Origin of the sequence: Pseudonocardia yunnanensis (genome assembly GCF_039534065.1) — a bacterium.
Taxonomy (GTDB): Bacteria; Actinomycetota; Actinomycetes; order Mycobacteriales; family Pseudonocardiaceae; genus Pseudonocardia; species Pseudonocardia yunnanensis.
In genome coordinates this window covers 16,858-33,781 of the sequence record NZ_BAAAUS010000055.1, presented here as the reverse complement: position 1 = coordinate 33,781, position 16,924 = coordinate 16,858, and the positions used below count along the sequence as shown (strand labels likewise).

1 protein-coding gene (cut by a window edge) is annotated in these 16,924 nt (G+C 74.9%); it reads left to right on the top strand.

The annotated features are described in order from the left end of the window. A protein-coding gene (locus tag ABD743_RS38685) for a preprotein translocase subunit SecA (protein WP_344728721.1) crosses the window boundary here: on the top strand, positions 1–16,906 show its 3' portion. Its footprint begins 15,437 nt before the window's first position; only the last 16,906 of its 32,343 coding nucleotides appear in the window; the start codon falls outside the window, past its left edge; its stop codon occupies positions 16,904–16,906. The last annotated feature ends 18 nt before the right edge of the window (positions 16,907–16,924 follow it).

Genomic DNA, 16,924 nt, shown 5'->3' with positions numbered 1-16,924 from the left:
GTTCCAGCCGGTGTCTCCGGAAACGGCCAGGGTTCTCGTGCCGGGCGGGCGCCTGGTGGTCACGGGGAGCCCGCAGAACCCGGCCATGCACCTGAGCGAGGCTGATGTGCTGGCTGCCGGCTTCGTGCAGGTGCGCGAGGGGCCGGCGGTGGCCGGGCACCGGCGATCGCTCGATCACCCGGCCTCGGTGACCACGATCTACGAGTCGCGCAGCGGACCCAGGCAGCCCGGGTCCGGTCGGACCCCGGGACCCGCTCGGCCCTCTCAGGCAGGCGGCTCCGGGTCCGGCTCTGGCCCACCGGCACCGAGTGCTGGTTCTGCGCAGGTCAGGACGCCGGATCCGAGCGCGGCGGGATCACCTCGCCCGGTCGAGGGCAACAAGATCCGGCATCGATCCGGCGCTACGGCGTCCGGTACGTCGCCACCGGCAGCCGGTCGGTTCTCTCACATACGCCGGGGCGTGTGGGCCGCCGCGGCGCGGACGCGGGCCGCTGCAGAGTCGGCAGGCCGGAGCGTGCGCGCCGGGTGGGGCGAGCTGACGTCCGGGTTGCGGTTCGTGTGGTCCCCGCCGGCATGGGTGCTGGAGCAGGCGGCTGCGCAGCCGAAGCGGGTGACGGTCGCTGTCGAGCACCGCCTCTACCCGACCTGGCTGCAGGAGTGGCTCGGCCCGGTCGGGGAGTTCGTCTACCAGCTGTTCCACGTCAAGCTGGTGCGCAGCGACAAGCTCGCGCCGGTCGAGGGACGGCGGTTGACGCTGCGGGAGCGGATCAGCCGCATCCGGGAGATCGTCGCGCGGGCGATCTACAACAGGGCGGGAACGGGCGGTGCGCCGCACGTGTACCTGCCGCCCGTGGTGTGGAAGCTGCCGGTGCCAGGTTGGGCGGACGGGCTGCTCGACGTGTCGATCAAGGTGAGCGCGGGGAACATCGGCGTGCTCACGGTGCTCGACCAGGCCGAGCTGTCGCAGAAGACCACGAAGAAGACCAGGGTGCTCGGGGCGTTCCCAGTGGTCCGGGTGTCGCTGGTGATCGCGGTGGGACGCTCGTTCCGGATCGAGCCGTTCCTGCTGCACTTCGACGTGCCCGGCCGGGCGCTGGAGCAGACGGCGCGGGCGCCTCGGGTGGTCGGGTTCCACCCGGTACGCCGGGTGGTCAACTGGGCGCTGAACCACGATCTCGGGCTCTGGACGTGGAACGTGTTCGACTTCATCTCCCAGTCCCAGTTCGGGCTCGGTGTGGGGCCTGCGAGCACGGCGCTGCCGAACTGGCTGGAGTACCGCGGCTCGCTGCAGAGCGTGAAGATCAACCGCCGCAACGGGCAGGTCGTGTCGATCAACATGATCAAGGACCCGGGCAAGGGGCTGCGGCGAATGGTCATGGCGATGCTGCGCACCGGTGGCCGGCTGCTGCCGCGCCCGCTGCGCGAGTACCTCGCGGGCACTCCGGCACGGTTCGCAGTGCGGGGCGAGCGGCACCAGGTGCGTCACCGGCAGCGGATCCTCGGGCGGATCCGCGCGGAGCTGGAGATCCAGCGGGCTCTGTACGTCGAGGTGGCGGCGGAGCTGGCGCGGTTGCGGGATTTGCAGGCCGGTGGCCGGGTGCCGGTGACGGTGCCGTGGTACAGCGCGATGTTCACCGTCGCCGGTGTTCCGCTCGACCCGCGGGACCTGCTGGCGGCGCGCATCGCGCGGCTGGAGGCGCTGCGCGACGAGATCGCCGTCGCCATCCGCGCGAACCGCCAGCTCGAGAAGTCGGTCGTCGAGTCGCTGACGGCTCTCGGTGTGTCCGTCGGCGACGCGGTACTGGTGGCGGGAGCGCCGATGCAGCGGGCCCTCGCGGTCGGCTCGGGCGCACTGGGGGCCGTGACCGAGGCCGGACGCCCGGACGTGGCCAGCGGCGACGCCTGGCGGGGGACGACGGCGCCCGGCCGCGTGGTCGCGATGGTCGCCGACCAGGTGGCCGGCTCGCAGGCCGCTGTTCCGGCGTCGGTGGTGGCGGTCGAGGCCGGGATCACCGCGGCCCGCTCGCAGTCGCCCACGGCGACCGGGCCGCAGGTCGGCCGGGCCGTCTACGACGCTGCCGCTGCCGCCACCACGCCCGCCCCGGACGTCCTGGACCCGGACTCGACCAGCTACCTGACCGCGGTCACCACGCACGGCGGCACGGGCACCGAGGTCGTGCTGGTCGGGGTGGGGGACAGCCGGGCGTATCTCGTGCGGTCGGACGGCACGGCGGAACTGCTCACCACGGACGACAACATGGCCACGGCCCAGACCGCCGAGGGACCGGCGCCGTCGCGGCCCACGTCGGTGAGCACCCGCTGGCTCGGCGGGAGCCCGGCGCCCCAGCCGGGGACGACCATGGTGACGGTGACCGGACCGGCGCTGCTGATCCTGGTCACCGACGGCGTCTCGGACCTCTTCCCGACCCCGGCCGACCTCGCCGCGGTGATCGATGTGTCCGCCGGCCTGAGCAATCCCCGGCAGGCTGCCCGGCAGCTGACCGCCGCGGCCACCGCCCTGGGTGGGCGCGACGACAAGACCGCCGTCGTCGTCCCCCTGAACGGACAGCGGCCGGTCCCCGCGCCGGACGGGGGTCCGGTGGCGATCGGTGGGCTGTCCGAGAGCGAGCGGCTGGACCTGCTGCGGCTGCTGCCGACGGTGGCGGAGCACCTGCATCCGCTGGAGCGGGTGGTCGCGGGGATGCCCCGTGGACCGCCGGGATCGCCCGCTGTGGTGGTGCTGGACGTCGAGGCGGTGCGTGCCTCGGTGCCGGCGCAGTCGGCTGGTGTGCTGGACCGGCTCGTGGCGTTCGGGTGGCGCGATCCCGCTGTGGCGGTGGCTGCCGGCGGCGTGGTCGTGATGACGGCGGGGATGGCGGCCGAGGTGGCGGGTCATCTCGCGACCGGCCGGTTGCGGCCGGAGTGGTTCGAGCGGCTGATCGATCACGAGGTGCGGCATCACCTGAGCGGTGTGGCCCACGGCGGGCACGACGTCGATGCCGCCGCTGTCGTCGCCGGGTTGCTGGATGCGCGGCGGGAAATAGCCGGAGTGCGCGCGTTCTGGCGCGTGGGCATCGTGCGCGCTGACCTGGCGCGGGCCGCGGCACGGCGTGGGCTGGGGTCGGTCGTTGCTGGGCTCGGCCGCGTTCTGCGGTGGGCCGGATGGCCGTTGCGCCGGCTCGCCGAGCTGCGGGACCGGCGGGCGGCCGGGGCGATGACCGCGCGGGTGCAGGGCGCGCGCGACCGCCTCGACGGGGCGTCGCGGTTGCGGTGGGACGCCGTGCAGGTCGCCACGGCCACCTCGCTGGCGGGGGAGCTGAACCGGCTCGGCGGCATGCTGGACGCGGTCCGGGACGGCTCGGCCTCAGTGCCGGCGCGGGCGTTGGCCGGGCGGGTCGACGCGACGGTGGCCGCCGTCGAGGCGCTGGTGCTCACCGCGCCCGCACGTGGTCCACCGTCCACCGCGGGGGCCGTGTCGCGGATCGGCGTTCGCGTCGCCGTCGGGTCGCCGGCCGCCATGACCGCAGCTGCCCGGGCGGTCGCGGCGCGGGCGTGGACCCGTGCCGGCTCGGTCGGCCGGAGCGTGCGCGCCTGGTGGGACGGGCTGCTGTCCGGGTTGCGGTTCGTGTGGTCGCCGCCTGCGTGGGTGCTGGAGCAGGCGGCTGCGCAGCCGAAGCGCGTCAGGGCCGTCGTGGAGCACCGTCTCTACCTGACCTGGGCGCAGGAGTGGCTCGGCCCGGCCGGGGAGATCGTGTACCAGCTGTTGCACCTCAAGCTGGTGCGCAAGGACAAGCTCGCGCCCATCGAGCGGCGGCGGTTGACGCTGCGGGAGCGGATCAGCCGGATCCGGGAGATCGTCGCGCGCTCGATCTACAACCGGGCGGCGACGGGTGGGGGTCAATGGCTCTGGGCGTCGGCCGTCGTGCCCGTGCCGCTGCCGGGATGGGCGGACGCGCTCCTGGACGTGTCGATCAAGATGAGCACCGGGAACAACGGCATGCTCACGGTGCTCGACCAGGCAGAGCTGTCCCAGAAGACCACGAAGAAGACCCGGGTGCTCGGGGCGTTCCCGGTGGGGCGGGTGGGGCTGCTGATCGCCCTCCGCGGCTGGTTCCGGATCGAGCCGTTCGTGCTGCATTTCGACGTTCCCGGCCGGGCGCTGGAACAGACGGTGGAGGCGCCGCGGGTGATCGGCTTCCACCCGGTGCGCCGGCTGCGGCACTGGGCGCTGAACCACGACCTGTCGCCGTGGACCTGGAAGCCGTTCGACTTCCTCTCCCAGACCCAGTTCGGGATCGGGGTGGGGCCGGCGGACCCCGTGCTGCCGAACTGGATGGAGTACCGCGGCTCGTTGCAGAAGGTGGTGATCACCCGCCGGGACGGGCGGGTCCACGAGTTCGACATGATCAAGGGCACGGGTCGGAAGGTCCGCGCGGGGCTCGTCAGGGTGTGGCGCGTCGCAGGCCGGTTGCTACCGCGGCCGGTGCGCGAGTACGTCGAGCGAGCTCCGGCATGGTTCGCCGCCCGAGGCGAGCGGCACCAGATTCGCCACCGCCGGCGGATCCTCGGGCGCTACCGCGCGGAGCTGGAGATCCAGCGGGCCCTCTACGTCGACGTGGCGGCGGAGCTGGCACGGTTGCGGGAGCTGCAGGCGGGTGGCCGGGTGCCCGTGACAGGGCCCTGGTACGGCGCGATGTTCGCGGTCGCGGGTGCGCCGCTCGACCCCCGTGACCTGCTGGCGGCGTGCATCGCGAGGCTGGAGGCGCTGCACGACGAGATCGCCGCGGTCATCCGGAGGAACCGCCAGAGCGAGAAGTCGGTCGTGGAGTCGCTGACCGATCTCGGGGTGCTCGTCGGCGACGTCGCCGCGCTCGCTGCCGCACCTCCGTCGCGCCGTGCCGTCACTCAGGGCTCGGGGGCGCTCGGTGCGGTAAGCGAATCCGGACGCCTCGGCAGGGTGAACGGCGATGCCTGGCGAGGCGTGGCGTCGCCGGGCCGGGTGGTGGCGATGGTCGCCGACGAGGTGGCCGGCTGGGGCGCGGCGGTGCCGGCGTCGGTGGTGGCGGTCGAGGCCGGGATCGCGGCGGCGCGCGCGCAGCCGGGCACGGTCTCCGGGCTGCAGGTCGGCCGGGCCGTGTACGGCGCCGCCGCCGGCGCCACCACGCCGGCACCCGACGTCCTCGACGCCGACTCGACCAGCTACATGGCGGCGGTCGCGACCCGTACCGGCACCGGCACGGAGGTCGTGCTGGTCGGCGTGGGCGACAGCCGGGCCTACCTGGTGCGGCCGGACGGCACCGCCGAGTTGCTGACGACCGACGACAACATGGCCAGCGCCCAGACCGCCGAGGGACCCGCCCCTTGGCGGCCCACGTCGGTCAGCACCCATTGGCTCGGGGAGAGCCCGGCGCCGCAGCCGCGAACGGCGACGGTGACGGTGACCGCTCCGGCGCTGCTGGTGCTGGTCACGGACGGGGTGTCGGACCTCTTCGCGGCCCCGGCCGACCTCGCCGCGGTGATCGATGTGCCGGCGGCGCTGAGTGACCCGGGGCTCGGTGCCCGGCAGCTGGCCGACGCTGCCACCGGCAGGGGTGGCCGCGACGACAAGACCGCCGTGGTCGTCCCGCTGAACGTGGCGCGGTCCGGCGCTCCGGACGGCGGTCCGGTGGCGATCGGTGGGCTGTCGGAGAGCGAGCGGCTGGACCTGCTGCGGCTGCTGCCGATGGTGGCGGAGCACCTGCATCCGCTGGAGCGGGTGGTCGCGGGGATGCCCCGCGGACCGCCCGGCGCGCCCCCGCTGCTGGTGCTGGACACGGCGTCGTTCCCGCAGTCGTCGGCGGGCGTGCTGGAGCGGCTCGTGGCGTTCGGGTGGCGGGACCCCTCGGTGCCCGGGGCGGCCGACGGCGTGGTCGTGATGACGGAGGCGGTGGCGGCCGAGGTGGCGGGTCATCTCGCGGCCGGGCGGTTGCGGCCGGAGTGGTTCGTGCGGTTGATCGATCACGAGGTGCGCCACCACCTGAGCGGAGAGGCCCATGCCGGCCACGACGCGGACGCCGCTGCCATCGTCGCGGAGCTGCTGGATGCTCGGCGCACCGTTCAGGCCGGCTCAATGCATCTCCTGGCGATCGGCACGAGCGGTGCGACGGCGGGCCGGTTCGTGGACGCGACGGACGGTGCAGCGGGTACGGCGATGCGGGAGGCCGTCCGGGCGCTCGAGGAGCGGGGAGCGGTGCACCCGGCGCGGCAGTCGCTGCTGGAGGTGGCGGGGCCACGCGGTCTGTGGGTGACCGAGGGCCTGGACTTCGCGCTCGTCGACGGGCTGAACGCGCAGCTGGCCCGTGAGCCCGGCTCGGACGGGCTCGCGGTCGTGTACGTCCTGGACCGGGAGCGGAGCCGGGTGCTCGCGGACAGGGAGATGTTCGGGCACATCCGGGGCCTTGACGAGGAGCTGCGGGTCGCGCTGGAGGAGCACGTGCTGCTCCGCCGGCGCCACGGCGACCCCACGAACCTTGGTGAGTCGGGGACGGCCGCCGTCACCGACGTGCCCGGGATCCCGCTGCGGCGGCTGGAGGGTGCGTCGTTCGTCCGGCGGCTGACCGGGGAGACGGTCCGGGGCGGGCGCCCGAAGGTGCTGCTCCTGCGCGACGCCGACGGCGCCCTGCTGGCGGCGATGCACTGGGCGCACGATCCGGGGGTGCTCCTGCGCGCGGTGGCAGGGGCCGAGCTGTCCCGGCGAGTAGGGGTGCCGACGGCGCCGTCCTGGCCGGCGATGGCGTCGGAGGACCTCCGCGACGAGACCGGCAGGACGGTGGTGGAGGCCGGGGACGTCCTGGTCATGCGGGGGTTCCTCGACGGGACCGCCGTCGAGCTGGACGCACTGGGGAGCGGAGCGCAGCGGGATCAGGTGGCGGGCCAGTTCGTGCTCGCCGGGCTCCTGCAGGACGCGGACCTGATGCGAGCCACGGAGGACGACCGGCTGCGCACCGCGGACGGGCTCGTGTGGTCGTTCGACTTCGACCAGTCGCTACCGATCGGACGGGACGCACGTCCGGTCGAGCGGGGGCTACGCATCGGGTCGCGCCCGGAGATCTACGGCCGGCTCACGCCCGCGGACGTGCTGGCCCAGCTGGAGCACGTCGGCTGGCTGCGGGAGTGGCTGCTTGCCGGGGTGCCGGGCGGGGTGCTGCACAGGATGGTGGCGGCCCGGCTGTCCCGGATGCAGGAGATGGCGCGTGCCGGTCGGCTCCCCGAGGCGCTGGTGCAGGACCTGGAGCGGGCCGCGCGCAGCGTCGCCGCGCGGTATCCCGGCGATCCGCGCCCGCCCGGCGGCCACCTTCCGGTGTTCGCCGAGCAGGCACTGGCCCTGGCGGATGCATGGGCTCGCCAGGCCGGGCCGACCGGGCAGCGGGAGCTCCGGCTGGCGAGCTACGGGCAGCTGCGGGCGCTCGTCGAGGCGGGGCTGCCCGTGCAGGTTCACGGCTGGCGCGCCGGCCTGTGGGGGCAGGGCCGCTGGGAGATCAGCCTGCGGCCGCAGGACGCGCGCGGCGCCGGTGATCCATGGACGCCGGACCTGCACGGCGTCGATCCCCAACGGGTGCTCGCGGCGTTGCGCCCGCTGCTGCCCCGGCCCCCGGCGCCCGCCGCTTCCGAGGTGGTCCCGGACGTCTCCGAGCCGGGTGTCGTGTCGGCGACCGAGCTGGCGGAGCAGCTGCGCAGGGGCGGTACCGGGGTGGAGGTGCACGCTTCGGGGCTGACCTGGGTGGACGGCATCCCCACGATGCTGGGCGCGGTGTCCGGTCGGCCGGACGACGGGCTGGCCGAGCGGGCTGTCGCGGCGGCAGGTGAGCTGACGTCGCTGGGGCGGGTGGTGATCTGGGTCCGCTCGCCCGTCACGGCCGAGCAGCTGGACCAGGTGCTGCAGCGGGTGCGCGACGCCCACCCCGGCGCGTTCGACCACATCCGGCTGTTCACGGCCGACCACACCGTCGAGTGGGACCGCCACGGCCCGCCCGGCGGCTCGGGTGCGTCGGCCCTGCCCGCCGTCATCGCGCCAGGAGCCACGTTCGACGCGCTGCCGCTCTGGGTCCGGGCTGCGGTGCTCGGTGTTGCCGTCGCGGCCGTGCTCGGCGGACCCCGTGCGATCGGGCGGGCACTGCATGCAGCTCTGCGCCGGCTCGCCGGTCTTGTCGCCGCTGGCCCCACCCGCGGCCCGCCACCCCGGCATCGCAGCGGCGGCCCCGCGCTGATCTCCCACCGCGACCTCCCGGACGACGAACGCGAGATCGTCGTCCAGGTCATCGACGGCCTGGTGTGGACGGACGCGGTGGACCCCGTCGGTCTCGACCGCCTCGCCCGGCTCGAGCCCGGGGAAACCGCAGCCTCCGGCGCTCGCGGAATCCGCGGCGCCGACGGGTTCGCCGATGCCGTCCGCGGCGCGAGCGGCCCTGCCGACCTCGTCGTCTACGCAGGCTGGGACGGCTGGCTCTACGCCGACACACGTACGGTGGCGGCGCTCCGCGCCGGAGTGCTCGGTCGAGACGCCCTGCGCGCCCTGGTGCGGCACGAGTTCGCGGAGCTGGCCAACGGCCGCCTGCCACAGCACGAGCGCCTGCCGCACGCTCAGCTGCCCCCGTTACCCGATCTCACGCCGCTGGCCACGGTGATCGGCGCCCAACTGCCGGCCCGGCCCGTCGCGTTCCGATCCGTGGTGGACGTCCACGGCCGCACGGCGCTCGTCGCTCCCGAGCTGGGGCCGCCTCCAGCGGCACTGAGCAGCATGACCGTGGTCCACGCCGACAAGATCATCAGCAGGAGCTGGGGCTCCGGAGTGGTCGTCCGTGTGGCCGGGCGCACCGCGGACGTGCTCACCAACCGGCACGTGGTGGACGGCGCGGTCCGCGTGCGGGTGGAACTGGGCCGATTGGCCTGGAGCGGCAGGGTGCTCCCCGCACCTTCGACCGGGCGCATCGCCGACGTGCTGGCGGGCATCGACGCCGAGGCCGCTGCCATGCCCCGCGAGGAGCTGCTCGGCTCCGTCGCAGATCTCGACCTCGCGCTGGTGCGCATCAGCACCGACGAGCATCCGCAGGTCACGCTCGCTCCGGTGGTGCCGGGAGCGGCATCGGCCGAGGGCAGCCCGGTCACCCTCGTCGGCCTGCCGCACCAGTCGTTCCCCGTGGACGGACCCGGCGCGGTCTGGGACAACCGGACGGCGGAGCAGCCGCGGCCCGTCGTCGCGGGTGGGATCGCGGCACCGGGGCGGTGGGTCGCCACACCGGGGGCCGACCGGTGGGACCTGGTGATCGCCGGAAGCCCGTGGGTCGCGCTCGGCAGCTCGGGCGGCCCCGTCCTCGCTGGTCAGGGCGCGGATGAGCGGCTTGTCGGTGTCGCGCACAGCATCACGATCAGCGTCCTCGACCTGGACGGCACGCAAGCCCGGGCGACGCTGGCGGTGGGCGCCTCGGCCGTCCGCGCCTACCTCGCCGCGACCTGGGCGCCCGACGATCCGGCTCCGACGAGGAGGCACCCGGACGTCGTGCCGGGTCGGTGGGGCGACAGCCCGGCCCTGACGGCCGCCGCGCAGCGGAGCCTCGACCGCGCCCGGGTAGCGCTGGTCAGGGCGGGCGCGCTGACGGGCGATCGGCCGCGGGAGATCGCCGAACTCGTCGAGCAGGCCCGCGAGGCCGCTGCGTTCGCCGGGTTCCTCACCCGGCGCTACCCCGAGCCGTTCGCGGCCGGAATCCGCGACGTCGAGGACCAGGCCGCCACGGCGACCGATCGGCTCTGGACGCTGCTCGCCGACCGCGCGGAGCAGGCCACCACCGCCGACGATCTCCCGTCCGGCTTCATCGATGCGCTCATGAGCGCGGCAGGCCGGCTCCCGGCGCCGTTGCCCATGGCGGTGGATCTGCGCCGGTCGGAGCACCGGCGGCTGTTCGACCAGCTCCTGGCGGTGCTCGCACCGTTGTCCGGCCGGCTCGGGGACGGGGCTGCGCGGGCCGCGCTCGTCGAGCTGATCGACGAGGCCTTCGACCTCGTGCTCGGTACCAGCCGGGAGCAGGGCGAGGTTCCCGTCCGCTGGCGCGGTGGGCCCGCACTGGCCGCGGCGCGGTGGGGGCTCGCCCGGATCGAGCGGCTGGTTGTCCGGCATGGCGAGCTCGCCCTCCCGCCGGGAGCGGTCGCAGGCCTGGCCGGCGTCGTCACGGAGACACTCGCCGACGCCCGGCTGCTCACCCTGCACGACCCGGGACCGGTCGCAGACCGGCTGGACGCGCTGCAGCGGTGGCTCGCCGAGGCGGGACGGCTGCGCGGCCCGCCCCCCGGCGGCCGGGAGGGCGGCGCGGTCGCCGTCGTTCGGAACACCGGCGTGCCCACCCGGCTGGACGACACCGAGTACGCGCAGGTGCTGCGTGTGCTGGACGCGATGCGGGACTCGCTGCGAGAGGTCGGGAGGGAGCATCGGGCGTACCGACGCGCGGATCCGGGCGGGGTGTGGGCGGAGTTCGCGCCGCGGCTGTACGCGGTGCCGGGGTGGAACGCCGCTCTGCCGCAACGGTTCGCCGTGGTCGAGTTCGTTGCACCGGACCCCGTAGAGCCGGGGCGGGCAGCGGTCTTCGTCGACGCGGAGGTGCTGGCGCGCCTGGTGCTGCTGCCGGAGCCGTGGCGACAGCAGCTGGCCGAACGGGAGCGGGCACGTCTGGAGCGGGCAACCGAGGACGCGGTGCAGGCGATGCCGCTGCCGGCGGCGCCGGCCCTGCTCGCCCTGGTCCGTCCCGAGCTGGGGTACGGCGTCTCGACCGGGACGCTCTCGCCGGGGGAGCAACGGTGGCTGGCCGTGAGGTTCGCGCTGTGGCTGGGGGAGCAGCCACCGTCGGTCGACGGCGGAACGATCGCCGCGGACTGGGAGCGGCTCCGGTCCGAGATGGAGAGCATCGGGTTGGGGCGGCTTCGCACCGAGCTGGTGGCCTTCCGCCTGGTCGACGTGCACGGCCGGCGGTGGACCGTGACCCTGCGGCACGTCCAGGCCGAGATCGACCGGCTGGTGCGCGGCCGGCTGCTGGGCCGGGACTTCGGCGCGCTCCTCGATGCCCATCTCGACACCCGCCTCGACGGCGGGTCCGACCGGCGGGCGGAGGCCGTGCAGCGCGCGGTGCTCGTCGCCAAGGTGATCATCGCCAGGGTGCGGCGCCACGAGATCGCCGCGGCGGAACGGCTCGATCGCGCCGAGGCCACCCGGCTGCCGGCACTGCGCACTCTGCTGTCACAGGTGGCGGCCGGCCCGGGCACGGCACTGACGCTGCTGCGGCGGACGGCGCTGCCGGGCCCGGCCGAACAGGCCCGGATGGTGCTCGACCGGCTGGTGGCGTCGGGGCTGCTGCGGGCAGGCCGGGGCGGTGACACCTACGGTCCGGTGGACCGCGTGATCGGGCTGCTCGAACGCGTGGACGCCCGGGACGGCCTGCCGGACGGGCCGGTGCACGCTCTGCTGGACGAGACCGCCGCGGTGCTCTCCACGCGCCCGGTGCTGTGGCAGGAGAGCACCGCTGATCAGATCGCCCGGCTGCTGACGCTCCTCACCGCCCTGCCGGAGCTGGGCGTGCAGGTGGACGCCGGAAGGCCCACCTACCTGGACCTGCTGCACACGGTGGGGACCACCCCGGCCGGGCTCGGAGCGGGCGACCTGCTGTCAGCGGTGCCGGGAGGTGCCGCGTCGGACGTGACCGCGGCGATCTCCGTGTTGCGGGCGGCGGGCCTGGTCCACGTCGAGGTGCAGGACGCGGTCCGGTACCTGCTCGGCGTCCCCGTCCGCAGGGTGCTCGGCGATCTCGCCTACCGGGACGAGATCGAGGAGCGGGACTACCGGCGGGAACTGGACGCCCTGCTCGGCCTGCTGCGCCAGGTGCCTGCCGCGGCGGACGGGGCGGCCGACCGGCTCGGCGCGGTGGTGGCCCGGCTGCGGACGATCGAGGGCAGCCCGCTGCACCCGGACGCGGACCGTGGCGGGTTGTGGGAGCCCGGGCCGACCAGCTACGGGGCCGTGCTGCTGACCGTCCGCCGCTCTCCCGGCGTCAACACGGTCGGGCTGGCGCGAGAGCTGAATCTGGAGGACAGCAGCGTGCGCGACACGGTGCGCAGGCTGACCAGGCTGGGACTGGTCCAGATCACGCACAAGGCCAGGGGCGGGGACAGCTACCTGCTGCGTGCGCCGGTGCTGGCGCTGCTCGACGCACTGGCCGATCCGCGGCGCGTCGCCGACCCGTCTTACCGGGAGGCGCTGCTGGACCTGGCGGAGCTCCTGATGCGTCAGGGGCGGTCGCGGCCTCCGCTGGCGGTGCTGGCCGAGGCTGTGGCGCGGTTGCGGGAGATCCCGGCAAGCCCACTGGAGACCCACGGGCGGGTGCACGAGCTGTACGAGCCGCCGCCGGTGAGTTTCCTGGACCTGCTGATGGCGATCGGGGCGGTCCCGGGATCGGGGAACCTGGAGATTGCACTCGCGTTGGGTGCGAACGCGGAGTTCATCCGCGCCACGACGGTGCACCGGTTCGTGCCGCGGTTGGTCACCGTCACCCGGCGGGTGCTGCGGTGGGACAGCAGCTATCCGGTCATGGCCTCGCCTGGCTCGCCGTTCGCGCCGGACCCCGAGTCGGCCAGCTATCACCGGACGAAGTTCACCTATGAGTTGACGGACCTCGGGCGGATCTTCCTCGAGGCAGTGCGCGACCCGAGCACGGTGGCGGACCCTCACGACCGGGCCGCACTGCACCGCGCGGCTCTGCTGCTGCGCCGTAATCCGGGGCGCGACCGGTTCTCCATGGACGCCCTGATCGACTCGGTCGCCCGCCTGCTCGACCGAGGAGGCACCGAGGCCGCCGGCCCGAGGACGGTGACCCGTGGGTCGTCCCTGCGGGCCACGCTCGACGCCGTCGCCGCTGCGGTCGGGTTCGTCGGTGGCGCCGATCTCGCGCAGCAGGACGTCCCGGCGGTCAAGCTGCGCCTGGCGCGGTTCGCCGAGTGGGGACTGCTCGAGCTGGGGCATGCCTCCGACCTGAGGTCGGTCTATCGGATGCCGGCGCACACTCGTCGGCTCCTGCACGACCTCGACCATCGGGTCAGCGTGCTCGACCGCCGCTACCGGGAGGCCCTCGACGCGCTCGCCGGATGGTTCGACCGTCCCGCAAGCCTGCAGGTCGGCGTGGTGTCGACCCGGAGGATCGAGGCCGCGCTCCAGGCCGTGCGGGATCTGCCGGAGGGTGCGCTGCCCGCGTTGCCCAGGGTGGGCACGAGGCAGCTGCTCGACGCGGTCGCCGCCGCCGACGGCGTCACGCTCGCTCAGCTCGCGGCGACCACGTCGGCGAGGCCGTGGGCCCTCGTCACCAGGCTCCACGCGCTGCACCGATGGGGGGTGGTCGATCGATGGATCGACCCGACCGCGGGGACGCGGTCCCGCGAGTACCGCTACAGCCTGCCGGGTCACACGCGTGCGCTGCTCCGGGACGTAGACGGCCGTTCGCTCCAGCCCGACCCGGGGTACCTGGTGCTGCTCGACGAGTTCGCCGGGTGGCTCGACAGGCCGATCGACCGCGGCAGGGACGGGTGGAGCCGGCGGATCGATGCGGTCCTCGCGGCGATACGCGACCTGCCCGGGAGCCCGTTGCCGGCGTCGCTCGCGCCGCAGGAGAACTCGGTGCGGCACATGCTCGACGTGATGGACCGGACAGGTGTCATGACGGTCGGCGAGATCGCGGCGGCCGTCACCGGGGTCGTGAGCACCGTCCTGGGCCAGCGCCTGGCGGCGCTCTACGAGGCGGGTCTGCTGGAGCGGCTCCCCGCCGGTGCGCGACACCACACGACCACGCGGTTCGCATACTCGGTGCCCGAGCACACCCGACGCCTGCTGTCTGATGTGGACGGTCGCGAGGTCCTGCGGGACGCGGAGTACGCGGCGGCGCTGGAGGAGCTGGCCCACCGGCTGGGCTCACCGGCGCCGTTGAAGCCCGGAACGGCGCAGGCAAGCGAGTTCGTGACGCTCGTCGGTGTGATCCGCGGTCTTGCGGCGAGCCCGCTGCCCTCGCGCGGCCCCGCGCCGATGACGTCCTACCGGGGCACGCTCGACGCGATCGGGGCGGCGGGCGAGTCCGGCATCACGGCCGAGGAGCTGGCCGCCCTGCCACCGGGGCTGGGCATGGTGCCGATGCGGCAGCGGCTGCGGCTCCTGCTGGGGTGGGGCCTGGTGGAGCGGGTGTCGGGCGCGGGCCGGGGTGCGCGTTCCGGCAGCCGGGTGTACCGGTTGCCCGAGCCGGTACGGCGGCTGCTGGCCGCGTCGGACGATCCGTCCTCCTTCGTCGCGGAGGAGAGCCGGGCCCGGCTGCGGGCGCTGGACGAGCTGCTGAGCACCCCGGCGGCGAAACTCGGCCCGGGGTCGCGGCAGAAGGTCACCGAGGCCGTGGAGGCGGTCCGCGCATTGCCCTACAGCCCTCTGCGCGATCAGCGCCTCGGCCCCCGGCCGGAGTCGGTACGCGCCACGCTCGACGCCCTGGACGCGCCCGGCGGGGCGACGGTCGCGGAGGTCGCGGAGGGCACCGGCACCGCCGAGACGGCCGTGCGGGGGCGGGTCTTCACCCTCGCCGATTGGGGCCTGGTCGTCGTCCTGTCCGGCGGGACGCGGGGGCCTGCGCCCAGGCGGTACGGGCTGCCGGCGCACACCCGGCGGCTCCTGCAGGACCTGGACGATCCCGAGGCGATCGCCGACCCGCGGTATCGGGCCGCGGCAGCGCACCTGGCCGAGCTGCTGGCCCGCTCGGCCGGGCTGCGGCCGGAACAGCGCGGGACGCGGGAGCTCGCGGACGTCCTCGATGTGATTCGCGCATTGCGGGCCGGACCGCTCTCGACGCAGCGGCTGCACAGGCCGGCCGACTCGGTGTGGGCGACGATCGAGGCGGTCGCCGCCGCGCCCGACGGGATCGGCGCGGAGGAGCTGACCGGGACGACCGGGATGCTCCCGGTGCCGCAGATGCGCCACCGGCTGCATGTGCTGGCCGACTGGGGGCTGCTGCGCATCCGGCGTGGTGCCGCGGGTCGCAAGCTCTACTCCGTGCCCGCCGTGACCCGGTTGCTGCTGGCCGACCTCGCCGAGCCCGCCCGGATCGCGGACCCCGACTACCGGGCCGCTGCGCAGCGGCTCGCTCCGCTGCTCGCGCAGAACGCCAACCTCCTGCCCGGCTCACCCAGGACCCCCGAGCTGATCCGTGCCCTCGCGGTGGTTCACGAGCTGGAGGCCGGTCCGCTGGGGCGGGGCCCCCAGGTCCCCGCGGACTCGTTGCGGGGCACCCTGCTCGCACTGGCTGCAGCCGGCCGCCCCGTGCCGGCGGCGTGGCTGGCCCGGGCGCAGCAGCTGCGGGAACACGGGGTTGTGGGCCGGCTCGCCGTGTTGCACCGCTGGCACCTCGTACACCGTGAGATCGACTGGAATGGCCCGGGGAGCGCGCCCGAGGTCGTCCACTCCCTCACGCAGGACACGCGGCGGCTGCTCGCGGAGCTGGCCGATCCCGCTGGCATCGACGCACCCCGGTACCGGGCGGCCGTCGAGGATCTCGTGGTCCTGCTGGGCACCGCGACCAACACGGAGACGTCGGCAACGCGCGAGGTCGTGCTCGCCGGGCTCGACGCCGTCGCGGGGATCGAGGACGGCCCGCTGGCCGCGTTCGCCCGGCTCGCGTCCCCGGACTCGCCGCGCGCCACGCTCGACGCCCTTGTCGCGGCCCCCGACGGGCTCACCGTCGCGGCGCTGGTGCCGATCACGGGTCTTGACCGGACCGCCGTGCGGCTGCGGCTGGCCACGTTCCTGGACTGGGGCCTGGTGGTGCGTGATCCGGGCCCCGGACCCGGTGCCCGCCGTAGCTACGTCTACCGGCCGGGGCCGGACACCGCTGCTCTCCTCGCGGAACTCGACCGGCCGGAGACCCACGCGGGAGCCCGGCGTCCGCTCGCAGCGCTCGCGGTGCAGCTGGCCGGCTCCGACCGGCTGGCTCCCGGCTCGCCGTCGGCCCGCCGGACCGCCGAGGTGCTGCAGGCGGTGCGTGCCATACCGGACGGCCCGCTCCCGGCCCGCCGTCCGCACGCACCGTCGAACTCGGTGCGGGCCGTGCTGCAGGCCCTCGACCGGGCGTCCGAGGGGCTCACGACGGCCGAGCTCGCGGCCCGGCTCCCTGGCACGGACGTGGCCGGCCTGCGGGAACGGCTGCCGGTGCTGGTCGGCTGGGGGCTCGTGTGGCAGATCCGGGACACGCGCCCCGGCAGGAATCCGCGAGACCTGGTCTACCGACTTCCCGACGAGACCGTCCGGCTTCTACGGGCACTCGTCACCGTGCCGGTTCACCCGGTGAACGAGCGGCAGCAGGCGCTGCGCGACCTCGTCGCCGCGCTCGACAGGCCGAGCCGGCTGCAACCCGGCCATGCCACGACGGACGCGGTCGCGCGCGCGATCGACGCCGTCAGGGCGCTTCCCCGCGGACCACTGTCCGCTCGCGGGCCTCCGGCCGCGCCGAACTCCGTGCGCGGCACTCTCGACGCCCTCGTCGCCGCACCCGCGGGCGTCACCGCCGAGGAGCTCGCGCAGCGGGCGGGAACCAGCAAGCCACCGATGCACGTGCGGCTGCGCGCCCTCGTCCGGCTGGGCCTGGTCGAGCGGCGCCCGGACGGCAGCCCACGGGGCGGCGTCTACGTGCTGGCGGACGGCATCTCCGAGCTTCTGGCCGCGCTCGCCGCCGCGCCGCTGAACCCCGCCACCCCGCGCGAGGCCGCGCTCCGCGCCCTCGCCTCCGTGTTCCACAAGCCGGTGACTCTCGGACCGGGCACCGACGCCGAGCGGACCGCGACGACCGCGATGGAGGCCCTGCGTGAGTCATGATCGCGACGAGATCGGGGT